Source organism: Mesorhizobium sp. M0189 (assembly GCF_040322135.1).
GTDB lineage: Bacteria > Pseudomonadota > Alphaproteobacteria > Rhizobiales > Rhizobiaceae > Mesorhizobium.
The window spans coordinates 44,869-67,687 of record NZ_JAMYSW010000014.1; the positions used below are offsets into that span (position 1 = coordinate 44,869).

37 protein-coding genes and 2 tRNA genes are annotated in these 22,819 nt (G+C 59.2%); 13 read left to right on the top strand and 26 right to left on the bottom strand.

Annotated elements, in window-relative coordinates; translation table 11 throughout:
• Positions 1 to 2: 2 nt before the first annotated feature.
• The 8 genes from NKJ09_RS22910 to NKJ09_RS22945 all read right to left on the bottom strand — a co-directional run bounded on the left by NKJ09_RS22910 (position 3) and on the right by NKJ09_RS22945 (position 4,492).
• The gene (locus NKJ09_RS22910) at positions 3 to 821 is read right to left on the bottom strand and encodes a hypothetical protein (protein ID WP_352763659.1); all 819 of its coding nucleotides are present in this window, start codon (positions 819 to 821) and stop codon (positions 3 to 5) included.
• A 41-nt stretch (positions 822 to 862) separates the two neighbouring features.
• Positions 863 to 1,480 carry a hypothetical protein gene (locus tag NKJ09_RS22915; RefSeq protein WP_352763661.1) on the bottom strand — a complete coding sequence of 206 codons (618 nt, stop codon included), beginning with the start codon at positions 1,478 to 1,480 and terminating at the stop codon, positions 863 to 865.
• A 215-nt stretch (positions 1,481 to 1,695) separates the two neighbouring features.
• Positions 1,696 to 2,475 carry a hypothetical protein gene (locus tag NKJ09_RS22920; protein WP_352763664.1) on the bottom strand — a complete coding sequence of 260 codons (780 nt, stop codon included), beginning with the start codon at positions 2,473 to 2,475 and terminating at the stop codon, positions 1,696 to 1,698.
• The gene (locus NKJ09_RS22925; protein ID WP_352763667.1) at positions 2,463 to 2,858 is read right to left on the bottom strand and encodes a hypothetical protein; all 396 of its coding nucleotides are present in this window, start codon (positions 2,856 to 2,858) and stop codon (positions 2,463 to 2,465) included. The genes NKJ09_RS22920 and NKJ09_RS22925 overlap by 13 nt, the downstream gene beginning before the upstream one ends.
• Positions 2,859 to 3,094: 236 nt before the next feature.
• Entirely contained in the window at positions 3,095 to 3,406 is a 312-nt protein-coding gene (locus NKJ09_RS22930; protein WP_352763669.1) for a hypothetical protein, read from the bottom strand.
• An 11-nt stretch (positions 3,407 to 3,417) separates the two neighbouring features.
• A complete protein-coding gene (locus NKJ09_RS22935) occupies positions 3,418 to 4,089 on the bottom strand; it encodes a hypothetical protein (protein ID WP_352763672.1) in 672 nt (223 codons plus the stop codon).
• Between the two features lie 220 nt (positions 4,090 to 4,309).
• Positions 4,310 to 4,396 (bottom strand) — tRNA-Ser (locus tag NKJ09_RS22940).
• Between the two features lie 8 nt (positions 4,397 to 4,404).
• Positions 4,405 to 4,492 (bottom strand) — tRNA-OTHER (locus tag NKJ09_RS22945).
• A 391-nt stretch (positions 4,493 to 4,883) separates the two neighbouring features.
• On the opposite strand from NKJ09_RS22945, the gene NKJ09_RS22950 reads away from it, so the two are divergent.
• Together NKJ09_RS22950 and NKJ09_RS22955 are read left to right on the top strand one after the other, a co-directional pair.
• On the top strand, positions 4,884 to 5,183 hold the full coding sequence (locus tag NKJ09_RS22950) for a hypothetical protein (protein WP_352763675.1): 300 nt from the start codon (positions 4,884 to 4,886) through the stop codon (positions 5,181 to 5,183).
• A 6-nt stretch (positions 5,184 to 5,189) separates the two neighbouring features.
• Positions 5,190 to 5,627 carry a hypothetical protein gene (locus NKJ09_RS22955; RefSeq protein WP_352763678.1) on the top strand — a complete coding sequence of 146 codons (438 nt, stop codon included), beginning with the start codon at positions 5,190 to 5,192 and terminating at the stop codon, positions 5,625 to 5,627.
• 20 nt (positions 5,628 to 5,647) lie between these two features.
• On the opposite strand, the gene NKJ09_RS22960 is transcribed toward NKJ09_RS22955, so the two are convergent.
• The 18 genes from NKJ09_RS22960 to NKJ09_RS23045 form a co-directional block, all read right to left on the bottom strand.
• A complete protein-coding gene (locus NKJ09_RS22960) occupies positions 5,648 to 6,154 on the bottom strand; it encodes an HD domain-containing protein (protein WP_352763680.1) in 507 nt (168 codons plus the stop codon).
• A gap of 144 nt (positions 6,155 to 6,298) precedes the next feature.
• Positions 6,299 to 6,550 (bottom strand): hypothetical protein, encoded by a 252-nt coding sequence (locus tag NKJ09_RS22965; protein WP_352763682.1) that lies wholly within the window; start codon positions 6,548 to 6,550, stop codon positions 6,299 to 6,301.
• Positions 6,547 to 7,779, bottom strand: coding sequence for a DNA methyltransferase (locus NKJ09_RS22970; protein ID WP_352763685.1), 1,233 nt, complete (start codon positions 7,777 to 7,779; stop codon positions 6,547 to 6,549). The genes NKJ09_RS22965 and NKJ09_RS22970 overlap by 4 nt, the downstream gene beginning before the upstream one ends.
• On the bottom strand, positions 7,776 to 9,164 hold the full coding sequence (locus NKJ09_RS22975) for an RtcB family protein (protein WP_352763688.1): 1,389 nt from the start codon (positions 9,162 to 9,164) through the stop codon (positions 7,776 to 7,778). Before NKJ09_RS22975 ends, NKJ09_RS22970 begins: the two co-directional genes overlap by 4 nt.
• The gene (locus NKJ09_RS22980) at positions 9,161 to 9,421 is read right to left on the bottom strand and encodes a hypothetical protein (protein WP_352763690.1); all 261 of its coding nucleotides are present in this window, start codon (positions 9,419 to 9,421) and stop codon (positions 9,161 to 9,163) included. The genes NKJ09_RS22975 and NKJ09_RS22980 overlap by 4 nt, the downstream gene beginning before the upstream one ends.
• Before the next feature lies 1 nt (position 9,422).
• A complete protein-coding gene (locus NKJ09_RS22985; protein WP_352763692.1) occupies positions 9,423 to 9,671 on the bottom strand; it encodes a hypothetical protein in 249 nt (82 codons plus the stop codon).
• A gap of 332 nt (positions 9,672 to 10,003) precedes the next feature.
• Positions 10,004 to 10,360, bottom strand: a complete 357-nt coding sequence (locus NKJ09_RS22990; RefSeq protein WP_352763694.1) for a hypothetical protein — start codon at positions 10,358 to 10,360, stop codon at positions 10,004 to 10,006.
• On the bottom strand, positions 10,353 to 11,039 hold the full coding sequence (locus NKJ09_RS22995) for a hypothetical protein (protein ID WP_352763697.1): 687 nt from the start codon (positions 11,037 to 11,039) through the stop codon (positions 10,353 to 10,355). The genes NKJ09_RS22990 and NKJ09_RS22995 overlap by 8 nt, the downstream gene beginning before the upstream one ends.
• Positions 11,036 to 11,371 (bottom strand): hypothetical protein, encoded by a 336-nt coding sequence (locus NKJ09_RS23000; protein ID WP_352763698.1) that lies wholly within the window; start codon positions 11,369 to 11,371, stop codon positions 11,036 to 11,038. Before NKJ09_RS23000 ends, NKJ09_RS22995 begins: the two co-directional genes overlap by 4 nt.
• Complete coding sequence (locus NKJ09_RS23005; RefSeq protein ID WP_352763700.1) at positions 11,371 to 11,889, bottom strand: hypothetical protein; 519 nt, start codon at positions 11,887 to 11,889, stop codon at positions 11,371 to 11,373. The genes NKJ09_RS23000 and NKJ09_RS23005 overlap by 1 nt, the downstream gene beginning before the upstream one ends.
• Before the next feature lie 611 nt (positions 11,890 to 12,500).
• Positions 12,501 to 13,397, bottom strand: coding sequence for a hypothetical protein (locus NKJ09_RS23010; protein WP_352763702.1), 897 nt, complete (start codon positions 13,395 to 13,397; stop codon positions 12,501 to 12,503).
• Positions 13,398 to 13,401: 4 nt separating this feature from the next.
• Positions 13,402 to 14,838 (bottom strand): Lar family restriction alleviation protein, encoded by a 1,437-nt coding sequence (locus NKJ09_RS23015; RefSeq protein WP_352763704.1) that lies wholly within the window; start codon positions 14,836 to 14,838, stop codon positions 13,402 to 13,404.
• A complete protein-coding gene (locus tag NKJ09_RS23020; protein ID WP_352763706.1) occupies positions 14,835 to 15,137 on the bottom strand; it encodes a hypothetical protein in 303 nt (100 codons plus the stop codon). The genes NKJ09_RS23015 and NKJ09_RS23020 overlap by 4 nt, the downstream gene beginning before the upstream one ends.
• A 91-nt stretch (positions 15,138 to 15,228) precedes the next feature.
• Complete coding sequence (locus tag NKJ09_RS23025; protein ID WP_352763708.1) at positions 15,229 to 15,717, bottom strand: Ntn hydrolase family protein; 489 nt, start codon at positions 15,715 to 15,717, stop codon at positions 15,229 to 15,231.
• Positions 15,714 to 15,875, bottom strand: coding sequence for a hypothetical protein (locus NKJ09_RS23030; RefSeq protein WP_352763710.1), 162 nt, complete (start codon positions 15,873 to 15,875; stop codon positions 15,714 to 15,716). The genes NKJ09_RS23025 and NKJ09_RS23030 overlap by 4 nt, the downstream gene beginning before the upstream one ends.
• Positions 15,872 to 16,003 carry a hypothetical protein gene (locus NKJ09_RS23035; protein ID WP_352763713.1) on the bottom strand — a complete coding sequence of 44 codons (132 nt, stop codon included), beginning with the start codon at positions 16,001 to 16,003 and terminating at the stop codon, positions 15,872 to 15,874. Before NKJ09_RS23035 ends, NKJ09_RS23030 begins: the two co-directional genes overlap by 4 nt.
• Before the next feature lie 376 nt (positions 16,004 to 16,379).
• Entirely contained in the window at positions 16,380 to 16,784 is a 405-nt protein-coding gene (locus NKJ09_RS23040) for an HNH endonuclease (RefSeq protein WP_352763716.1), read from the bottom strand.
• Between the two features lie 495 nt (positions 16,785 to 17,279).
• On the bottom strand, positions 17,280 to 17,690 hold the full coding sequence (locus tag NKJ09_RS23045; protein WP_352763718.1) for an HNH endonuclease: 411 nt from the start codon (positions 17,688 to 17,690) through the stop codon (positions 17,280 to 17,282).
• A gap of 520 nt (positions 17,691 to 18,210) precedes the next feature.
• Here NKJ09_RS23045 and NKJ09_RS23050 point away from each other — a divergent pair.
• The 11 genes from NKJ09_RS23050 to NKJ09_RS23100 all read left to right on the top strand — a co-directional run bounded on the left by NKJ09_RS23050 (position 18,211) and on the right by NKJ09_RS23100 (position 22,819).
• Positions 18,211 to 18,375, top strand: a complete 165-nt coding sequence (locus tag NKJ09_RS23050) for a hypothetical protein (RefSeq protein ID WP_352763721.1) — start codon at positions 18,211 to 18,213, stop codon at positions 18,373 to 18,375.
• 57 nt (positions 18,376 to 18,432) lie between these two features.
• Positions 18,433 to 18,660 (top strand): hypothetical protein, encoded by a 228-nt coding sequence (locus NKJ09_RS23055; RefSeq protein WP_352763722.1) that lies wholly within the window; start codon positions 18,433 to 18,435, stop codon positions 18,658 to 18,660.
• 2 nt (positions 18,661 to 18,662) lie between these two features.
• Entirely contained in the window at positions 18,663 to 18,998 is a 336-nt protein-coding gene (locus NKJ09_RS23060) for a hypothetical protein (protein WP_352763723.1), read from the top strand.
• A gap of 268 nt (positions 18,999 to 19,266) precedes the next feature.
• Positions 19,267 to 19,494 (top strand): hypothetical protein, encoded by a 228-nt coding sequence (locus NKJ09_RS23065; RefSeq protein ID WP_352763725.1) that lies wholly within the window; start codon positions 19,267 to 19,269, stop codon positions 19,492 to 19,494.
• A 9-nt stretch (positions 19,495 to 19,503) separates the two neighbouring features.
• A complete protein-coding gene (locus tag NKJ09_RS23070; RefSeq protein WP_352763727.1) occupies positions 19,504 to 19,674 on the top strand; it encodes a hypothetical protein in 171 nt (56 codons plus the stop codon).
• Between the two features lie 42 nt (positions 19,675 to 19,716).
• Positions 19,717 to 19,917: a hypothetical protein gene (locus NKJ09_RS23075; protein WP_352763730.1), complete on the top strand. Its 201-nt coding sequence runs from the start codon at positions 19,717 to 19,719 to the stop codon at positions 19,915 to 19,917.
• An 89-nt stretch (positions 19,918 to 20,006) separates the two neighbouring features.
• Complete coding sequence (locus NKJ09_RS23080; protein WP_352763733.1) at positions 20,007 to 20,870, top strand: DUF932 domain-containing protein; 864 nt, start codon at positions 20,007 to 20,009, stop codon at positions 20,868 to 20,870.
• A 372-nt stretch (positions 20,871 to 21,242) separates the two neighbouring features.
• Entirely contained in the window at positions 21,243 to 21,407 is a 165-nt protein-coding gene (locus NKJ09_RS23085; protein WP_352763734.1) for a hypothetical protein, read from the top strand.
• Between the two features lie 116 nt (positions 21,408 to 21,523).
• Positions 21,524 to 22,165, top strand: a complete 642-nt coding sequence (locus tag NKJ09_RS23090; RefSeq protein WP_352763737.1) for a hypothetical protein — start codon at positions 21,524 to 21,526, stop codon at positions 22,163 to 22,165.
• Positions 22,158 to 22,361, top strand: a complete 204-nt coding sequence (locus NKJ09_RS23095) for a hypothetical protein (protein WP_352763740.1) — start codon at positions 22,158 to 22,160, stop codon at positions 22,359 to 22,361. The genes NKJ09_RS23090 and NKJ09_RS23095 overlap by 8 nt, the downstream gene beginning before the upstream one ends.
• Positions 22,362 to 22,471: 110 nt before the next feature.
• Complete coding sequence (locus NKJ09_RS23100) at positions 22,472 to 22,819, top strand: hypothetical protein (protein WP_352763742.1); 348 nt, start codon at positions 22,472 to 22,474, stop codon at positions 22,817 to 22,819.

The following is a 22,819-nucleotide window of genomic DNA, read 5'->3' on the forward strand; positions in this document are numbered from 1 at the left end:
ACCTATCCATAAATGAGCGGCCGGACTATCTGCCAAGCTTGGCCTTCAGCCATCTCGCTCATCGTAAATTGATGGTAGGCGAGATTGTGAAGCCACTGCTGCCTGGTCGCATCGTCGGCCAGGATGAGATTGCCGAGTACCTCGACCTCAATTGATGAAATCGGCTTCGCCACCGCGTCTCCGAGGACGATGCACGGCACGCCGGCCAGAACAGCCTCGTAGCAGGCGTTTGAGCCGTGCGTCACCATTGCGTAGGCGCCACCAAGCACCTGGTCGATCGTTTCACCCTCGCCGAACGAGAATCTGGCACCGCGGACTGCGATCGCCTCTTTCCAACTCGGTTTCGGCCGGTAGACGATCTCGCGCCCTTCAGAGAACCGGCTGATCTCCTTGACCAGCTTCTGTGCGAACGATGTCGGATCGGTCAGGCCATAGAAGGCGTGATACTTCGCCGATGACCCAGCGATGACGATGCTGTCGCCAGCAACGCGCCACGGACGGACATTCAAGCGAAGCTTGTCGAAGCGATCACTGGGATGATTGGTCGACATCAAATAGCGGGTCGGGTGATGACCATCCACTGCGATGCGCCAGTATTCCCAGACCTTGACCGGGCCGCCTGCGCTCGCCCGCACATACCCCTTGTCCAGCATCACAGTGTGAACGCCGGCAGCCCAATATGCTCTGATCAGTTCTCGGCTTTTGACGCCAACCATGACCGCCACTTCGCAGTCGGTGGCAACCTGGATGTCCTCCGAAAGCGGCCTCACAAAGCCTTCGTCGCCATGCTCGATGCAGCCGCGGATGAAAGCATCAGCCAAGAGGCGCTCGCGCGGCTTGTCGGAAGCGTGGAAGCAGACTCTCAAGGAATTAGGCCCTCATCCTTCAAATGGCGCCATGGGATGCCAGCTTCCATCTCGGCAACATCGAACTGACAGTACGAGATGTCGTTGATCCAACGTTCACGATCGCCCTCGGTCTTGGGGCTTTCGATCAACGCCAGGTCCCACAATGCTAGCGGCGTCGCGACGCCTTCAACGCAGAAGGCCGGGATGCCGTTGATCAGCCCGTCGACCGCGACGTTAGAATGATGGGTCACCACCGCGTGGCAGTCGCGCAGTGAAAGGAGGACGTCGTCCCTGGTGTGTTCAAATGTGGCGCCGGCGATCGGCGCCGCGCCCAACCAACTTGGCTTTGCCCGATAGACGATCGGGCGGTCCGTGTGCTTCTGGAGTTCGGCGATCGCCGACCGTTCCCATTGCTCAGGCTGAAAGCCGTCGACCAGTGCGCCCTTGTCGCTTGTGCCCGCAACCAGGATTGACTTCCCCGTCCGCCACTCTTTCGGGTCGATGCCAAACCGAGATGCTCTGGCGCCGTCGTGTCGCCTGCTTTGAAAATAGGCCGTTGGATGGCGTCCGTTCACGGAAACCTTGTGGAACCCGGCCCATTTGCTCGGCTCGAGCCGGCCGAAATAGCCCATGTCGACCAGGACCACCGGCAGGCCCGCAGCGCGGTACGCGCGGAAGATACTCTGCAGCGGCTGATCGAACCCATAGAAGACAGCGACATCTGCGGCCGGCGCCGAAAACTCGCTCGACGGTATCAAGACGGCTTCGTCGCCAATTTTTCCGATTCCAGCAAACATTGCGTGCGCAACGATCAAGGATCGCCGATGCGCTGGGATGTGATAGACCGCTACCCGAGAAGGCACTTGAACGGCGTCCCTTCTTGGATTTCAGCCTCTGTCCATTGCGACCAGGCCAGTCGACGAAGCATCGGAAGTCGATCACCGAGGAACGGATCTTCAATGTCCTCGATGCCGAACTTTGCGGCCGTGCCGCCAACCCATGACGGCATTTCGTGAAAGACCGGGATGCCTGCTACGAGAGCCTTGATCCCCGCCCCGCTGGCCCATGTGACCGCAGCCCAAGCATCCTGCAGATCGGGCAGTGGGTCGGTGCGTGCCTTCCCGGGATGGAAGCGAATTCTCACAGGCCGGTCAGTGACCTTCTTCAGCCGCTCCGCAACTTCTTCGGCCCAAGTCTTCGGCATCGCAATGCCCGGCTCACCGAAGCCGCGCTGCGGCAGGATGACAATCTCCCGGCCCGCGCGCCGCCAAGGGCGCAACTCAATACCAAGGGCCGCCCATCTGTCGTCCTGCCGCGTCGGCCACTCCCCCGCGCCTAGATGATGCCCTAATGCGATCGCGTACAGCTGCCAGCCGTTCCGATCCGCGCCGATATATCCGTTCTCGGCCACGATGACTCGGGCGCCGGCCTCTTCATACCGTTCAGCCAGTGCCACATTCGACGATGCTCTATTCCAGATGACCAGCACATCGGATGGGTCCGGATCAAGTTTCGGCGGTTGGCCGACCTCAAATCCGCACCGCTCGAGTCCGCGGCGGAAGCTATCTTTCCGATAGTGATCTGATGGATTGAGCGTGTCGGAAGCGACGGGTCTTAGTTTGCCCACTTCGCGTCCAGGCTGATGTTCGGGAGCCAGTCGATCGAGCTCTTGATCGTGGCGTTCTCCACCTTCACTCCGCGGCGCCCAAGCTCGTCGGTCAGATCACGGAACATGCGAAGCCAGTTCTGGACGTTCGATTTCTTGTCCATCGGTCGTCCGTCGCCTACACCGTGAAGGCCGAACCAATGGTCCATCGCGCCGTCCGGTGTGAAATCGTACCCGACCAGGACTATCGACCGAGCGCCAAGCTTTGCAGCAAGGTGAACAGCCTGATACCCGCCGTTCGACCCGCCGCGAATGCAGCCTGGCGACTCGTCGTACCCTTCGATGCCGGTGTTCTTCAGCATCCGCACGTCGTGATAGCCGGTGGGCTCAAGCGACGTTTTCAATCCTAGAAACCGAGGCACTCCGTGATGACGGTCCCACCATCGCTTGTCGCAAGCATGTAAGACGTCAGCGAACCAGCAGGGGTAGACAGCGTCGTTGACGGCAATCACCCTGCTGAGATCCCGCGACCTTGCGATCCCGACATGCCTTACCTGGCCGAGTGTCAGTGACGGCCCGCCGGCGACGCAAATTACGGGTCGGCCCCCGAAAGGAGCGATCGGGATGCAGTTCACCGTAGCTAAGTCCCCGATACCGGCCAACAATGCCGGTTGATCTCTTGCGCTCGTGCGTGCGCTTGTTCACGAAGCGCCCGCGGCGTCATGTCGTCGTAAGTGTGGTCGAAGAAAACCGGCAACCCGGGCGTGATGAGTTCGATGTCGGCGACTTCGGAGACCGCCGCCGTCTTGCAACGAGAATCCACGTCGGGCCCGCGCAGTTCAAGAATGGTGCGCTCGACCGTTAAGCCGATGTCTCTTGTGGGGACGATGATCAGTGCGCCGGCTGCCGGCAGAGACTTCACCATGGCTGTGGTGCGACCCATCTCGCGCATGCCGGTCTCCATCAAAAGAGTGTCGGCTGGAACGGCTCCGACAGATGGTCTTTCTTTCGGATGTTGTCCGCAGCGAACATTGGCTGCAAATTCTTCAGCGCCCATGCTCGACTGAAATCGGCGTCGTCCGGCGTGCTGTAATGATGGGCCGACAGCGGAATCTTGTGATCGACATGCCAGACCGGGCCGTAATTCTCCCAAGACATACCTGGTTGAAATTGCCGCGCCAGATGCGCCATCAACTGCGCCGGCGAGTAACCAAGAATCTTGAATGTTCTTCTGCCACCCTTTGAACCGGCGACAATCTCTCGACTGATCGCTCGACGGATGTTGTTGTCGATCCGACCCTTCGGTTTCGATCTAATTCGGCGGGAATTGGAGCGACTGTGTTCCCTCGCCTTATCCCGGTTTTCAGATACCCATTGAGCTTTACGCTCATCAATTTTCTTCTTGTTTTTGAGGTAGTACAGAGCGTTGTAGGTTTTCTTCGCAGCGGGACTCTTCTTCGACCTGCTGTATTTCGCCTGATTGGCCGCCGCACGACCAGGGTTTGCCGACTTCCATCTATTTGATCGTTCAGCGGTGCATTTCCGGCACTCCGATCCGATCCCCGATCGCTTCCGCGCGTCTTTGCGGAAGTCCGTGTGCGGCTTTTCAAGCCCGCAACCTGTGCAAACCTTCAAGATTCACCCTGCAGTAGATTGTCAATGATGCCGGCATCCCACCGGCTGGCCGCTCATATCCGGACACCATCCCGGCTTGGGCTCGAAAGTTCGGGGTTCGAGCGGCTTCCCCTTTTTTATTCTGCTCTTGTCCTGGTGGGCGGGGGAGGTATGCGCGCCTCCACAGCCAGATACGGGGAATTTACAGTTCCTTGGGCTCACTCATGCCCAGCCCGCCCGATGGCGGTGAGTACAGGGATCGAACCTATGCAGCTTTTCAGCCTCGCCAGGATAGCAACCTGGAGCTTTACCACTCAGCCAACTCACCTAAGAAATTGGCGGAAGGTGAAGGAAATCGAACCCTCAACCTTTCGGTTGGCCTAGTTTTCGAGACTAGTTGCCGGCCACACCAGCGCCACCCTCCGCACGCACGTCGTTCTCGTCGGTTAGGACGATGATCGACTGCGATATCGGAAGTAGGCCTTGAGGGTCATCGGTCTGATTCTGTCTCGGTGTTGATTCGACGTTTCGAAGCCCTTGTGACTCGCACTCGCCACCAAGCGCAACATGTAGACGGAAGATTCTTGTTAACACAATATCTGGTATTTGGCTAAAGCCCAATAACCCCAAGCGCTTTCCGTCTGTTACGATTTTTTTCCGTCCAGTATTGCCAAGATGTGGCTCGCTGTTCCCTCTAAAAAGCCTTTCAGTGATCACAATTCGCGCAGGCGCATGCGCTGAAAACCGTTGGCGTCATTGACGTTCCATATGTTTCCGTGCATTGACACTCCCCATCGAAAACAGGGAACAGTCTCATGGTCACCAACGTCAACTTTTCCATCATGACAATCGCGGAGATCGACGAGGTCATCAAGCAAGCCGAGGCGGCAAAGCTCGTTCCAACCGGTCTCCGCGCCATCGCTCTGATCACCACAGTGAAGGAAGCGCTCCGCGAGATCAGGTCTATCGACGAGTCTCTCCTCGGCGAGGGACTCGGCCAGATCTCCCCTCAGGCGCTGCCGAAGGAAGCCACGACAGCTAAGAAGTATGGTCTGTCTGAAACGCAAGTGAAGAACGCCAAAGACAAGGCGACGAAGGCCGTCGCCAGCCTTTGAATCTCGATGGCTTCGATCCGAGCCATTGCCATCTGCCTGTGCGCCGGTATCGCCGGATGCACCACGGCCGCACCAACGCCATCATTCAGCCCTCAGCAGGCGACCGGCACTTATTTGCCGGTCGACCTCACTCCTGAACTGATCGCGATGGTGAAGACAGGTGTCACGAACCGCCTGAAGGATCCTGGTAGTGTCCAGTTCGGCGCCATGAAGGCGTCGGCCAAGACCGGGGACCGTGAGATGGTGACAGTCTGCGGCTTCGTGAACGCCAAGAACAGTTTTGGCGGCTACACCGGGATGCAGCCCTACTACGGCATGCTGTTGAGGCGATCGGCTACCGCCCGCGGCGGCTTTGGCGTGATGCAGTTCGGGTCGGATCGGATCAAGGCCGGCGCCATCAAGGACGTGTGCGCGCAGCGGAGCATCTATCTGCCGATAGAATAGACATGCTTTCCAATTCTATTCTAGACGCACTGCGCGGCCGCCCTTGCCCATAGCGTTGCATCGCCTTCACGAAGCACGTCCAGCAGCCGCAGTTTCTCGTGCCGGTAGACGCGCCAGAAGTCAGGATCCCGTTCCTTGATCGTCAGCGTGTTGTCGATCAGGTCGGCGAGCTTGATCGTCTTGGCCGGCGGCGGCGCCTTGGCCGTGTGCGCCAGGTCGATCGCCTTGCGGGCGGCGCGATTTCCGTCGGCTGGAACCGACACGTCCGTGAGCCAGCCGACGAGTTCTGCCACCTGGACTCCGAATTCCGCGTCGATGTCGTCGATCTTTATGCCGCAGTCTTCGACCGTGTCGTGCAGAAAGGCCGCGGCGATCATCTCCGGCGTGTGTGGGACCGTCCTGACGATCTCGGCAACCGCAATAGGGTGAACGATATACGACTCGTTTGAATATTTCCGCCGCTGATCAACCGAAGCATGCGCCGCGGTCGCGAAGGCCAGTGCGCGGGAAACCAGATCGACGCTCATATTGCCATCACCTCATCTCGATAGACACTCGCCACGAAATCATCGATCCACGTGAGGTCAGGCTTATCTGGGAGGTGCGAACTCTCAGCGGCAGCCTCTACCTGCACAAGCAAGCTCCGTTTGCGCCACAATTGGCTTTGATAGTTAGATCAGCATCGACTGCTCGATCGTCAACCTCGGAATCGGCGAGCTATCCCGATTGAGCGTCACCACGCAGGCGACGATCGTGTTCCAATCCGGCCCCTGTTCGATCAGTCCGGCCAGATCATCGAGCTCCTCGAGGAAGTGCTCGACGTTCTTCTTGCCCTCTTCAGATCGATAGGTAACAACGGCTTTCCAGCGCAGGACCGGCGCCGGTGGCTCATCGATCGGGAATAGAACGATCTCGCCCATCAAGTAAACCTCAACTCAGAGCCACGCACATATTCGAGCATCGGCTCGGACGAGATCCACCGGCGCCCGAGCTCGCCCGCTACTTTGCCGGTCATGTTTGAGCCGGCCATGGGATCGTAAACGATCTGGCCGACGTCGGTGGCGAGCAGGATGATCTGCCGCGGCAGTGCCTCCGGGAAGCGCGCAGGGTGCGGCTGCAGGCTCGCGGCGCGACATCGGGTGGCATAACTCCCACCACCCGAGCCGCCGGCCACTATGAGGTTGCCTGGTAGCGGCTGCGCACCTGCCTTCATGAACGCGCGCTCATTGATGGAGTGTCCTGATGGCCGCACTGTCGACAGCCTCGCCGCGTCTGCCTCGCGCTGGCGATCGCTGCGCGCAGCGCGCGCCGGCCGATCCATTCTGGTAATGTCCCAAGCCGGGTTTGGCGACTTTGAGAACAAGAGCACATGCTCAAGCGAGTTCTTCGGCTGGACCTTCCGCTTGGCGGTCCATTCGATGTTTCCGAGCTTTGTCGGCGAGTGCCAGGGCATGCGGCCGGCGAGGTGCAGGCCTACGTCGTCGATCGCCGAGAGCGTGAACCGCTCGACATATGGCGATATCGCCGGCGTGCCCGAAACGAACACGTCCATGAGGTTCACCGCGATCGTTCCGTCATCGGCGATCAGTTCTTTCCAGATGGCGACGAGGCGCTTCATCCAATGCAGCCACTCCGGCACCGACAGTCGGCCGTAGGCGCGCTTGATCACCGGATATGGCGGCGAAGTGAGAACCAACTTGACGCTTCCCTGCTCGATGTGGCTTGCCGCGTCCTCCGCGTGCGCCCACAACGCGATGCCCTCGTCTGTCGAGTAGATCAGCACCACGGCGCCGCGGCGGATCCTGCCGAGCTTGGCATAAGCGGCATCGGTGAGCTCCCACACGCCGCGGTCGCCGGCAATCAGCCCTTCAGCAACGGCGGTCTGCCTGGCCCAGCGAACTTGCTGCTGAAACACCTTGTAGCTCTGCCCGTCCGCGCACTCTCGCGTGGCCGCCCGCGCTTCCAGGCCAACGCCGGCAGTGTCAGCGATCCGCTCGTATAAATCACGCGGCCGCCCGCGGCCGCCACTCTCCTCGAGCGCGGTGAAGAGCGGCAACTGGATCATGCGCTGCAGCGAAGCCGAGATCGAGAACTCGGCGGCCGAGCGTTCCGTCGATAGTCCTTTATCGATGCGATCTTGGCGGCTTGTCACCGCTTCTTTCTCCATGGCGCATCTTGTTGCCAGTCGCCGGCCATGATGGAGCCGATCGGCATGATCTCATCAACGATTTCGGCCAGGCCGAACTCCTCGATCTGTCGACGGACGGTTGCAGCGTTCTTGTAAGCTAGCGGCAGTTCCGAAGCGTCCGGGATGCCGGAGAAGAACCGGATGTCGAGACCTGGCGTTTGCTCGGCCATCATTTCGGCAGGCGTCTTGCCTTCATGCCGCTTCAGGTATTGCGTGCGACTGAAGTTGCGCCCTGCGCCGTGCGGCGCGAAGCCGAGAGCCTTCGGATTGTCGAGCCCCCGCGCAATCAAGATCGGCTCGGCCATATTGAGCGGAATCAGGGTAAGACCTGATGCGTCCTCGGCAAAATCAGACCACGCTGGAGTCGCGCCCTTGCCATGGTAAAACAGACCGCCCCTCTTGAAAACGAAGTTGTGCTCATTCCAAAAGCGACCAACCTCATCCACCCAGGCGCCGACGGCTTCGGCCACCAGGTCGTGGATCTTGAAATGGCTGGATTTAGTCCATGCGCGAATGGTCTGCAGGGCATCCCAATAATCCAGCCCCTCCTGACTATCGGCTGCGATCCATGCGTTGTGGCGCGGAGTGTCCGGCGATGCTTCGCGCGTCTGCCTCTCCGCTACCTGCATGCCGGCCTTGTAGAGTTTTGCCCCGGGCCCGCGCGAGCCGTGATGAGTGACAAGCGCAATCTCACCCGTCCGCTCGGACCGCCCAACATAGAAGAAGTGGTTGCCGTCGCCCTGAGTGGCAAAATGCTCGATTGCAATGCTACTCAATGGCCTCAGAAACGGGTTTGCGTCGAAAGCGGCCATGATCTCATCGGATGGACGAAACTGCTCTCCGCGCGGGCGCCCGCCTCCGCCGAAGTGCGAAAGCTCCATGCCTGCGTCCAGCAGGGAAGCGGCATTGACGTGCGCACCAAAGAACGTCACCGCCATCGAGCAACAGATGTCCGATGAGTGCATGCCGGGATGAATGGCGTTCTCGGTCGCTATCACGCCGCCGACAGGGATTGTCCCCGGTTGCGACCCGGCCGGCATGGCGTCCGGCATGACCGAACCTGCGACAACGGTCGGCAGCCGCATGAGCTCGCGCATGTGAGCCTCGACCGCGGCAGCGTTCGCAACCTCATCTTCGTCCTCTGGGATAATGTTGAGATTGAACGGTAGCTCGCCAGCCGCCCGGAGTGCCCGCGTAATAATGGGCGCCGGCGAAAGACGATCGATCGCGGCGCGAATGGCCGCCTCATCGCCGCCGCGCCCGTGCTCGTTCTGAGCGGCCGCTATCGCCGCCGGGAACCACGGACCAGGCTTGTAGCCCATGTCGATTAGCCTCTTGCCGTTGATCATTTGCCTCGATCCTCCAATCTGCGCGCCTTCAGTTCCGATTCAGGTGTCGCCTCAGCAATGACTGTCAGGTCATCGCTGTTGTACCAAGAGATGCCGCCTCGTTTCGGATGAAAAACCGTCCACTCGTTATCGCTGCCTCCGTATTTTTGGAAACTGTTTCGACCTAGGATGCCGGTAAAACCGGTCTGGAAATGGCCCATCCAGGTTTTCTTCTTGGAAACATCGACCCTTACGATGGCGCCGGTCTTGAGTTCCATGTCAGAATTGCATCCGGTCCGTTTGCGCTTCAGCGAGGTGCTTGATCGCCGCTTCTAAGGAATACTGGGCTTCCTGAACGGCCCCGCCGGTCAGTAAAGACGGCGAATGGGTATTGAGGAAGAATACCGCGGCCGCGCGCCGGACAGCGAAATCCGCGCGCTCGACATTGCGATAGATCTCCTCAACCTCCTTCCGGAGTTGACCGAGTCTCACAGCTTCAAGCGTCGGGGCATCAGGGTTCTCGATCATGGGTGCTCACCTTCAGAAGAGGCCCGAGTGCTGCGATCTGATCAGGAGCCAAATCGCGTGGCGGAGTCGACACGCAGCCAGCGAGGAGCAGGCAGATGATGACGACTCTGATCATGCCGCGGAGTCCCCTTGCCCAGGTTCCAGCGTCCAATTCCACTTCCGAAAGGTTCGGTAGTCAGCTGCGGTCATGTAGCCGTCTTGGCTGTTGCAGATCATCGTCCGCTTGTCTCGGCTGGCGCAAAACCAGCGCTGCTTGCGGAAATCGACATACCAACCGGTTTGGGGCTCCAGGATTAGGCGTTCATAACTGCCGCCAGGGCCGGATGAGGCGGTCATTTCGCGGCCTCGGCCTTGTTGCCGGTAGGAATGCGTAATCGCGGACGCTCTTCGTGGTCGCACTTGATGGATTGCACTATTTCGTAGTCACGCATGATACGCCCGTCAGGGCACTCTAAGTAATATGCATTCCTTTCGTCAGCTCCCGTTGCAAGGTTTAGGTGCCCGAACTTCATGTAGGGAACATCGTAACCCTTGCCGATCATCTTGAAGCCAAGACACTGCTTGTACATGTAGTGCCGTTTGCGGCGTGCGCCGGTGAAATGGTACACTTTGATGACGTCGCCATACTCGATTGGTATGCCGCGCTCGTCGTAGAGCGTGGCGGTTGCCTCAGTTTTGGTCTCAACCATCGCCACCTCCCCTGCCAGAGAGGTGATCTTGGCTGGGCTGAAGAGCGCGGGCGGCATCTATTGCCTCACGCGGATCATGGTAGATCTTTTGTGGGTAGCCTTCGGCTGGCTCTTGGTCGCATTCGCCCATTATCCAGACGTTACAGACCTCGCTGTCTCTACTCCAACTTATGCGGGCCCCGAATGCGATCAGATAATCCAGCCGCGCCTTGTCCTTCGCCAGCCCTGCGTTCTCAGCTTCGATCTCCGTGACGCGCGCTCCGAGGGTGGCTATGTGGTCGAGCAGAAGAGCGGGTGCGTCCTGATCCCATTTCCCCGTCAGAAGTTGCCCCACGTCTCGAAGGTCGCATTCGCCAGTTTGAACACGGTTTCGGATTGTACCTATCAGATCCGATGGCGCGCTCTCCACCACTCCCGGCTCTATCGATGCCTTGGGGAGAGGGTGGGCGAAGAGCGGGCGCTCTTCGACATCCCAGCCGTGACGGCTGGCCGTCATCTTGCCGAAATGCCATTCGCCCCAATGCTTGGCACCGGTCGGCTTGAGTCTAGTCTGCCACGCCACCGGCTCCACCGCCTCGGCAGCATCCCCTACAGGGAGAGCATAGGCCGCGTTCCACGCTTCGCCTGGCTTGCTGTTCTGGTATTCTGGTGCGGTGGGTGTTTCGTTGCTGGTGGTCATGCCAGGACAGCCTTTCCCAGGGTGATGAAGCCGTGCCAACCAGGGCACGGATTGCCGTCAAAGCCCTTGTGCGGCTGGTCACGGGCGTCGATGCTGGGAGTTATGGTGAGCGAATCCCAACCCTTGTGCTCGTCTTGTTCTGCGTGCCACAGCCGGCGAGGCGGCGCGCCAGTCGTCAGCACCACATCTCCGGCTTGGCCTGACCAGATATCAATCTGAACTGCACCCTTGCCGCAAAGCGGACAACGGAAGGATAGCGTCTGGTATTTTTGGTGAGGCTGTGGATGCCGTGGGTTTAGCATCGGATCGAGATCGGCAAGGTTTGCGCTCATCACGATTTCTCCCCACCAGAGGGAAGAGAGGGGTTTCCTGCGAGGGCGGCGGAAATGTTCAGCAACGCGCTGTACACGGCCTTCACTTCGTCAGTGGTTCGCGGCAGGGACGAATTCATCATGAACAGCGTGCGAAGATGGTCCGCTGTAGGCTCGCGCGGCATCGCCACCATCTCCCCCGCCCCACCCATGGTGGCAGGGACGGCTTGGGCGTTGGAGAGGATGGCTGGCGACGTTCCCCGGCCGCTATCCAGCGGAGCGATGAAGTCACCCCACACGAATCCGTCCCGCCATTGCGCCTCGCCAACGCCGCAGACGAAGACGAACATCGCCTTTTCCTCGGCTGGATGGATTTCCCAATCCGGATCGTTCTCCACGACCTGGACGATCTCCCAGTTATCACTGGGCGTCAGCTCGTCGCCATCTTGGGTTCCCTCTGTCGCTATCCGCCACTTCGCCCAATAATAGCCTGGCTTCAGGGGAATTTTCCGTGCACCTTCGCCTGCGGGAATGCTCATCTGCATCTCCTATTTCCTGATCGGGCTTTTGCGGTCTTATGTAGCAAGAGCACCAAGTGCGTTTGATACATAACACCGGGCTTTTGCCACCGTGGGGGCGGCCTCGATACCTGTGCACTTACCCAGGTTGCGTTTGGGCATTTCCTAGCTCCTAGTGTCCAGTGCCTTGGAGAGGGCGGCGAGGCTTCTTCCAGCAACTGTCCTTTCACGCCATACAGCGGCACCGCCATAGAAATTGCAGCCGGGGAGTGGGCCTACTATCCTCGCGTCATAATGCGAAGGGTCCCAAACCATTTCAGCGCCGCACCCGACGACGGCATGGCATGTATTCTGACTAGTCGCGCCGTAGAGTAGATAAGGGTACCCGTCGCCCAGCCATTTGTGCATGGTACCGAAAGCATCGGCGGGAGAAACCGCTTCAAACCAAGTCTCGATAATGTCGAAACCGCGCGCTCGTAGCCATTCGGCGGCTGCCGTGGACTGTCCCGGCCCATCGCCGGCAAGGAAGAGAGGTACTTCGTCTCGATCCAGTTCAAGGATGACTGCAATGCAGGTTCGGAAGCAGTCTCCGAGCGCGGGATCGGCTGTGTTGTGACGCTGTTTCTGTAACCTCATGATTGCACAGGAATGAGGGCGGCTTCGTCAACGATGAAGCTCTCGTGCACCGTCGCACGATTTCCCCGCTCATCTTCCAGCAGGAACCCGTATCCAGTGCGATTGACCACCTTGTATCTACAATTGCGATAGAAGGTGAACAGTGGATTTACCACCTGCTTTAGGAGAACAGTCTCCCCATCCAGCTCCGATGTTGGAGCTGTGTCATCATCAACGTTTGACAGCTTTCGAAACCGCGAGGTGTCTTTTGCCAGAGCCGCCGATGTTGGGACGGCTTGGGCCGAGAGGGCGAGTGCAGCAGCCTCGATGTCATCGGCGCGTTCTCTTTTGGTGATAGCAAACGCCACGAAGCAGGGCTTTGCATCGGGGTTTGTGCTGACTTCGGCGGCTCGATCATCCATATTCGCCTCTTCGCGGAGGCGGATGATCTCGTTGCGAAGCCGCTCAACCAGAGCCTTAACCACCTCCCCATCCATCGCCGATGTTGGGGCGGGACTGATGTGGGCGATCTCTTTCATCGCTCGCTTGGCTGTTCCGAACCTAGCCATGCGGTCAGGCGCCGGGTGAATGTCGGCAAGTTCTGCTACATCGCAGTTGCGCACAGGCGTTCCGTCCGCCAGCTTTGCGCACCAAAGGCCCCCAGTCCTAAAGACCTGTGCGCCGTCTGACCGAAGCCACGTGCTCCGGGACAGAAAGCCCTTCGCCTTACCGCGCGGGATATAGCGCCACCCTATCGCCTCTAGCTCCCCATCCACCGCCTCTCCTGTTGGGCCGGGCGGGGTGGCTGGCTCGGACGCTTCTTCGTTAGCATCCTCGTAATACTGGCGCGGTGGTTCGCAGTTGCGGCGATCACCGCAACAAGGATTGAGCTTGCATGTGAAGGAACTGCCCATCAGATTATCCTTTCGCCGCGTTGGTGCAGCACGGGGCAGGCGGGGTGGCTACGAGAGCGGAACGGATGTCTCGCAAGAGGATCGTGACCGGTGTATCGTAGTATCCGTCACCGTCCTTCTCGTAGGTTGATGTGATCAGGTCGTTGATGCGTTCCAAGAATTCCCCCACCGGTGCGGCTGGCGCTTCGGGAAGCGAACCGATGAACACATGCTCGGTGGTGCTGATGGTTGGATCGCTGGCGATCATCTGGTAAGCCGGGTATGCATCGGCTTCGGCTTTGGTGGCGAAGCGCTTGGCTTCGTGCGCGTTAGGTCTCCACGAATGCCAGCCGTCCGGCTGTTCATAGTACCAATGCGGTTGCTGAAATAACGATGCGTCCTTGCGCTCGATCAGCCAAGCAACTTCGCGGGAGGCTGGCGCTTCGGGGAGCGGGAAGATTTCAAAGCCAGCACCGATTTCGCCTTCGTCGCCGTCCTCTTCGATCTTGCGCTTGAGCCATTCAGGATTGATGAACTTCGGCGCGCCGCAGACATTGCAGGGATTGGTTTTGCTATTCGAGCACTGGCAATAACGCTTCGCTGGGACGGCTGGCGCTTCGGGATTGCTGGGGGCGAGGGCCGAACGGATGCGAGTTTCGTAATCGGCTTGGGCAGCTTCCCTGCATTTTTCGAGTGACCCTTTGAAGCGATAGCCAAAGTCATCAAACGAGTCATCAGGGCCGACCATGCCATAATGGTTGAGGTGTTTGACGATGCTGTACGATCCGGCAACCGATTTGGCGTGATTACCATCCCGCTCCAGCCCCTTCACTGCCAGAGTTTCCACACCGCGAACTGGGCTGGTGAGAGTGGCGACCGGCAACGCAGATCCGACAGGCTTGGCGGCTTGCTTGGCCCTGATCTGGTCGACCTTGGTCCAGATGCGGGCCAGTTCCGTTTCGCCGGCCTGGTGCATGTCGAGATCGTGGGCAAGGCAGTAGGTAGCGAGGGTCACCTGGACACCGCCAACTTCCTGAGAGGGCTCTCCGGTCGGTCGCGACCACACATAATCACGAAGGGCATCCACGCGCGCCGGGTCGTATCCGCCCGACTGCAGAAGTTCAAGGACTTCCTCGAGCAACCGATCGCCGCGCTCCACCTTGTCGCCTGATATCTCGGCGCCAAAGCAGGCCATCATCCACGGCTGAACGCGACTCTGGAAGCTCATCGCCTCGCCAGGCTCTTCTTGGGCGGATAGAGCGCGGCGGTTCCATGCCGATATTGCCCTTTCACGCGAAGAAGCCATCGACGAAGGCCCATGGAACTCCGGCGCGCCAGCCGATCCGCAAGAAGTGCAGTGCACGCGATATCCATCACGCACGATGTCAAGCTTCGGCTTATGTCCGCTGCAAAACGGGCAATCGTCCAACGTTCCTTCGGTGGGTTGTGATGAGGTGGTCATGAACGGCTTCTCCGAAGAGAGACAACGCGATCGGCGCTGACCGGTGCCGACATCAGATCGAAGGCCTGATCCAGTGTGGCGTTCAGCTCGGCAAGGCGCTCTTCGGAAATCACCCGCTCGGCAGGCGCCTTGATTGACGTCGTGGTGCCGGCTGAAAGAGCATGGTCGATAAGCGATCTCGCGAAAGCATGGAGCGCGTCGCGCTTGAACGACATATTCCAGGTGCGAGGACCGTACTCCATCCCGCCGGCATCCCTAGCTAACCGTTCGATCTCATGGTTCGAAATGTCGGGTGTCATCCAATGCCTCCCATCTGATAGAATGAACTGATCAGCCCGAGCACGATGGCGATCGCGGCAACGATGAAACAGCCGGCCTCGAAGCGGGTCATCACACCACCTCGACGTGGAAAGGTGCACGCACGCCGTTGCAGTGGGTCTGCGCCGCATCAAGCGCGGCCAGGACACGGTCGCCTGGCGCACCGGCGCCACCATGAAGCCTCCCCATCGCATACGGCCCGCCCTCTCCGGCGGCTGCGTAGGACGCATATTCGGCCACAGAGTAGTCAGAACTAATCTTGAACAGCCGACCGCCATGGCCGATCAGCAATTCATCGATGTCTTTGCCAGAAATTTCCTTCAGCTTGTTCACGACGTTCAGCACAAGGTCCGCCATCACGTCTTTGCGTGTCGGCTTTGGCATCTCCATGTATTCCAGCATCTGCCCGACCCGGTAGGATCCTGTGAAGCCGATCACATAGGGACCGTTCCGAAACACCTTCCGGTTGGCGCGCACCTCGATGCTGTCACCGGTGGTGGCCGCGCTGTCGGCGCCGATATAGACCTTCCCGTTGTCGACAAGCCCGACGATGCAGGTCATTTGCCAAGAGCCTCCAGGATATCGGAGGCCGCAAAGCAAACCCACCCGATCACCAGTCCTGAAGCAATCCTTGCGTCAGGAGCGCCAGCGAACATGCCGATCACAGCGATCGTCATAAAGAATAGGAAGCCCCGGAAGTAGAGCGTCGATTTCTTCACTTCAGTTCCCCATTCCACGCCGCCCGGATGAGGGCGATACCGATCGCGAAGCCGGCCATCACCGTCGAGATGCACACCGCCACGATCAAGGCATCGAACATCAGCGCCCTTGCTGTCTCTTCGGTCACGTCCGCCCTCTCTTCAGGTTCGCAAGACTGGCCTCAGACACATATCTCTGCCGCTTTGGCTTCGAAGGCACCCTTACCGACGAGCTCCACGGCTCCATCCGGTGATACAGGGCGCGGCACGCTAGGCTGATCGCCACAGGAACGTCATCGCGCGTCCGGCACCCATCCCATTGAGCCCAAGTAATCCCAAGGGTTTTGCACGCCTCGGCAACGGAAAAATCCATAGCCTTGCGCCAGCCGTCCAAGCCATCGAATTTCATGCGAGTTCGGTCCGATCAATTCGGAGACTAATCAACGATAGATATTTGAATTAGCCGAAGCCGGAATAGAATGCAATATGCATTTCACATTTTATTTTGAGGGCAGTTTCGCCGCCTCAGACTGAATCGCAGCTAAATTGCGGATGTCTTTTCACGTTCCGAACGACACCTTCGCCCTCGATCGCGCCGGCGAATAGCATCAACAGAAATGGATCGTCTGCGTGTCGACTCGCCCAATTCATAAAATATGCCCGGGCTGTGTTGCATGGGGTGCATGAGGGCACCAAGTTATCAATTTCATTGTTCAATTTATCGCCGTCGACATGGTCGACCACAAGCGAGCCGATACGAGTGCCGCCCCAAGTCACTTTGTGGCCGCACCATCGGCAACGATGGGGACCGGGGCCTATTTCGTCGTATAAAACCTTTCTGTGAACAGCAACTCGGCCGCTCTTTTTCATAGGATGAGACTCAACCAGTTGATAGGCATAGCCGTTTTCTGTAATTCCAATCCCATCCATGGCACGTTCTTTTATCTTTGGCGTAAGAGTTCCATGCTTCCGCATCCTCACATAGTGCTTCGCACACCATTTGCTTCCGGCGGTTCTGGCTCGATGGAAGCAACCAGGAGCATCGCAATCTTTGAACTCGGGCCGCCCCTCAGCCTTTAGCGACGTCGAGCCAGTCTTGAGCATTCTTTGGTAATGCTTGCTGCACATTGGGATTGTGCCGCGGAACGTGGCATCAGCCACATCGTGACACGCCTTAACCCCGCACGACCTCGGGGACCAGTAGACGAGGGGCCCACCAGGGGTGCCGTTCTTTCGCCACCGCACCCAGTGACCAGAGCAGTAGCCGCGCGCTTTGCGTGGCTTATCGCAGCCTTCTACGCTGCATTCATAGGGCTTGCGGGCAGGCACTCGCCGCGCTACGGATTTCTTAACCATCGATGGTCTCCACAACAGACTTTGGTGGCCAGAGCCGTCACAGTGCTGGTAACACTTGGCGGCTCGCCTTCAGACCATCGGACGCAATCCGAAAGGTCTGGAAAGAGGATTCTTAACCCATTCTACCAAAAGATCAAGGTTTCCCGCATCGCGGGCTGCCTTTTCTAGTTGCGCCTTTATGCCGTGACAGTGCCGGCATAGCGCAGCTAAATTACTCCATTCATACTTTAGATCCGGTCTGTCCACTACTGGCAGAATATGATCGACCAGATCTGTCAGGGTATCTCGATTTCGCTGTTCGCAGAATAAACAGCATGTGTGACGCTTGCGGTACGCTATGGAAAGCCGGTCCCACTTCGAATCGTACCCTCGCTCCCGCGGTGAGCCCCGATAATTCCCAGCCTTATTGATCTTCTGAACCGCAATCGCCGTCGGCGCCTGGAAGGGCTTGAAGCGGGGCGGCCGGGACGACTGAGACATATTGACGGTTTCACCTATTGGCCTGATTCACATAGGCTTTTGCGACGGATGCATCAACTGGGGATAGAATAGACCCAGGATCTTGTTTCCCTGCCTTTTCCGGAATTTGGCTGCACAGCCGGTCCGCGCTACTCGAGTTTGGAATTGTTAACTCGACCCCCCTACCCCTTCTGATCCTCGAGCGCCTGGCGCCGGCGACGACGAGGCCGGCCACCCTGCCGACGACGAGCACGACGACGACGACGAGGCGCGCCAGGCACGACGACGACCACGGCAAGGCGATGACATAGGCAAGCACGGCGTGCGCTTGTTGCGCGCCGCTGGGTCAATCTGTGACAGGGTGACAGTGAGGAGGCGCGGCCAGCTGGTCAGCGTGGCCATTGGGCAAGGCGGTAATAGGAACGCGCGTGAGGGCGGCATGCTCAAATAAAATATGCGATATGCATTTTTGTAGTTGACGGCAGGGACGAACGCTGGCAGGGTGTGTGCATAGTCGATTGTGACTAACACGGAGCCCGAAATGAACCGCTTGCTTTCCCTCGCTCTGCCCGCCGCACTCTTTGCGGTTTGTCTGTCTGACAGCCTTGGCGGCTTCTGTGCCCGTGCTGCTGTGCTTGTGCCGCTGGCATGGGCAGGGATCATTGACGGCGACACGGCTAGCCAACTGGCTGTTCTCTACCACTGACGACCAAGGCGCGTGACGCGCCATTCAAGCCAATCGTGGCGCACACAGGAGTCTGAAATGTCCAAGCCCCTCGCAACCGCTCTCTTCAACGACGTTTGGGCCGGCCTTGTGCCTGCCGCCGTTATCCCCTTTCGTACCAAGCGCAACGGGCAAGCCGTGACGCGCTACCGTTGGCAGCGTGAAGACGGGCAAGCGTGCGGTGGTCATACGCCAGCGGTGTCTGTAGAGGTCGCCATGCGTGGCGTGACCTGGGATCAACGCTTTTCAAACGTGAAGGCGGCTTGACCATGAACGCCATCGCACATACCGCAAGCGCCTTCGCCTTCACCTATGCACATGACTTCGTGGTGACGCACCGCAACGGACGCACCGCAACGTTGCGCCGCATGGGCTATGTTGCGCCAATCGGCCTGCTCGAGCACATCATCGCCAAGCGTGACGACGTTCGCAAAGTCGAGGTGATGGCAGTGCGCACGGATGGCACGCGCCATCATGTGACCACACTGCACGGCAAGCGCGCGCCTTTCTTCAATGCATCGGTCCGCAAGGTAGGCGGGTTGACGTTCATCCGCCTTGGCCGGCTTTGTCTTTCGTTCTGCCTCACCAAGAAGGCGGTGCGCTAATGGCCGCCCGTCTACTCATGGCCGCAGCTGTGGCCACGCTATGTGCTGGCCAGGCCGCGCTCTACATGGCGCACCCTGTCTGCAGGATCATGGTCACGGATACCGCCGGAAACCTTTGGACAGCTGGTGAGGGCGATACGCTCGCCGATGCTATGGAAGGCGCGGAACTACCGCGCTTGGCCGTTCGCTCTATTGCGTTTCCCGGCTGCTACCGCTGAACTGCCGACCATCATTTCGCGCAATCGTGCGCAAACACTGGAGAACGAAAATGTACGTCATGGAATATCGCGGCCACCACTGCACGCTTCATGAATGGAAAGCGGCTGATCTCCGAATCGCCCAAGCTCTGAAAAACGCTCACTTCGAATATGAGACCGTGAGCGCCGCGCGGGCAAGGCAGTACGTCCTAGATGGTGGCCACCATTCGACGCCGCTTTATATCGATATCAACGAGTTCGGTAAGCGAACTGTCCGCTATGCACGCGACGGTATCTAGGTGGCCGCCATGCAGAACGCCGCCGCTCGAGTCCGCAAGCTTCAGCTTGCCATCAAAGCCGAAAAGAATGCGGCCATGCGCCGCGCGCTGAAATCCAGATTGCGCGACCTTTGCGCCGATCTGGCGAAACGCGACTTCCGCGACAAGCTCGCCAATATGGGCAGAATGCCCTCTTACTGAAAACTGAACCCTTGCCGACTGTGGCAACCATAGGAGTCTGAAATGAATAAGCCGCTTGATGCCGCGACCATCGCCAGCTTGGAGACAATCACCTCCGCCGATCTGGACGAGTTTTTTGCGCAACACGATGCCAGCAAGGCCAGGCGCCACGGCAAGCCCTTTTCCAAGCGCTCGGAAGGCCGCGACAGGCGGGCGGAGCGGAAGGCAAAGGAAGCGCGCCGCTATGACTGGTTCAACGCCTAGCGCCTCTTTCAGCGCCCGGCAAACTGGGCGCTGCGACGGTCGCTAGACCGAACTGCCAATTGTGGCAAACCAAACGGAGACTAAACGAAATGACCATCTATCAGAACACCGCACGTTTCGACATTGGCCGCGCCTTGACGGAAGACGAGTTGCGCCGCAGTGCGCCGTCTGTCTTCGCCCTCGCCGCGCACGATAGCCGCTCGGAACGGTTCCAGCCGATCCCCACGATTGAGATAGTGCGAGCGCTGGCAAAGGAAGGCTTTCACGTTGTCGGCGCAAAGCAGTCTGGCACGCGTGACGAAAGCAGGAAGGAATTCACCAAGCACCTCTTGCGCCTTCGCCGACTCGACAATCTTGCGGCGCATACTGTCGGCGATACCGTCTGCGAGATCCTGTTGAAGAACGCCAATGACGGGACGAGCGCATATGACCTTATGGCCGGCCTGTTTCGGATTCGTTGCCTCAATTCGATGGTCTCGCAAACGGCAACGCTGGACTCGCTCAAGGTAAGGCATTCCGGCGACGTTGCCGGCAAAGTGATCGAAGGCACCTTTACGGTTCTGGACGCGGCACAGAAGGCGCTGGCGGCTCCGCAAGACTGGTCTACGGTCAAGCTGGAGCGGGAAGAACAAACCATCCTTGCGGAGGCGGCGCACGTTCTGCGCTTCGCCGATGCAGACGGCAACGTTGAAACGCCAATCCAGCCGGCGCAGCTGCTTATCCCGCGCCGACACGATGACCGCTCCGCCGACTTGTGGACTCAATTTAATGTGGTTCAGGAGAATGTGATCCGTGGCGGTTTGCACGGGATTGGACGTGACGCGAACAACCGGCGCCGCCGAGTCACTACGCGCGCCGTCAACGGCATTGACCAGGACGTGAAGCTTAACAAGGCGCTTTGGCTTCTCGGCGCACGTATGGCCGAACTGAAGGGAATTCGCGCCGCCGCGTGATCCATCATGGCGAGGCGGAACAACCCGCCTCGCCTCCTTCAAAGGCACGCTATCAGGATCATTCACGAAGCCGATACAACGCGAAAGGGAACGCACATGGCCTATCTTTGCTCAGACTGCAACGGCACCGGCCGAGACAACCACAAGACAGAAGCCAAAGCAAAGCAGGACGCTGAGTTCCGACATCGGGCCAAACATCACGGTTCGTATGTGCGCTGCTGGGCCTGCAATGGAAATGGCCTGGACCCCGCCGAATACTTCACATGGGGCAAACCTGAGAAACATGCTTAAGCTCTTTGCTCGCATCGAGCCGGACCGGGAATATGCCCGCCACGGCTATACACAAGTCGCGCTCTATCGCGATCGCCATGCGTGGCGGACGGCTATGCGGACAAGAGCCGCGAACGGATAGCCGAGTTTGCAGCGCCGAACGGCAAGGGCGGGCTGATCAGCATCAAACAGCACGACGACGGCAACGTGACGGTTGTTCTTTACCGTCTCGATCCCGGCGTGATCGTCCAGGCGGTGCCGGCATGAGCGGCTTTCTGAAAGACCTTGCCAATCTTGCCGCCGTTGCTGCGATCGTCGCGGCAATCACCCTCCTCGCAATTGCAGCCGCCCCTGTGCCGCTGCCTGTCTGAAAGGATTCAAAGATGGTCACCAAGCTACCCGAACTGATCAGGGGCTGGACTCCGCCCTTCCATGTCTCCGCCGACGGGATCAAAGACTCTAAAGGCTGTTGGATTTGCAGTGCATCAAACGGCAAGCTGGCGCTACAGCTTACTGAGTTGATGAACTTCGCCGCTGCAACGCCCGACCACGCCAGCGATACCGTTGACGCTCTCACCCAAGCGGAATCGTTCATCAGCGGTTTCGAAGATGACCCGGCACAGAAGGGCGTTGCCGATATCCTCGCCGGACTTCGTGCGGCGATCCCGCGCGAACAGGCGCGGCCCGATCTGTTGGCTGTGCTGAAACTTGCCGTGACCGACTGGCCACAATTCGGCGCAGCGCCAGCGCTCAGGAGTCCGGGATGCCAACCCGAAGATGATGTCGAGGTCAACGGCGGCGATCTGGTCGAATGGTTCGGCAACTGGCGCCGTGCATTCGTCCTGCCAGCAATTGCCAATGCGGGCAGCCCATCACCCGTCCAAGCCGCCGCGCCCGACACGCTGGCGGCACTGAAGGCGATCAAGCGCGCTCGCGGCAACTGTGGCGCATCGCCGTTCGAGCAAGACGCCTGCAATCTCATGGATGCGGCTATAGCCAAGGCGGAGGGCCAGGCCAATGGCTGACCCGATTTTCATCAACGTTCTCGCTAATGGGAACACCATCCAACAGCCCGATGTCTACCTGTCGTTTTATGGGCCGAAGGGCGGCACGCGCGCGACTGAATCAATCCAGCTTGAGGCCGCTCGTAAGCTGCGCGATGATCTCATCAGGGAAACCGCCGGCGATATTGGCGACCCTGGCCAACGTCGCCAAGTATGACGCCGCATTGAATCGGCTTGAGATCGCGCCAAACGGCGACGATTACAACGCCATTCTAGAACTGCTCAATGGCGCGACCTATCGCGCACCGCATGTGGAGGGCCGCTAACGTGGCACGCTACCTCAACCACTACGAATGCACGGATTGCGACGTCGAATGGTCCGACGAATGGTCTTGCCAGTGCGACGACGAGTGCCCCAACTGTGGGCACGATTTCAGCCCGGTCGAGTCGGAAGATTTAGACGAGGAGGGGGACGACGAGGCGGAATGCGCGTGCTGCCACGGCACCTATGGCCTCGACGAACTCGACAGCAAGCCGACAATGACGAGATGGCTGCGCATCATCCGACTGTCTCGCGGACAACGTTTCATGCTCCAATATGCCGCCGATCATGGCTACGACTTCGACCGACTGGAATGCAAGTCGTGCTACGGCGCCGGCTTCAAAGATATGTGA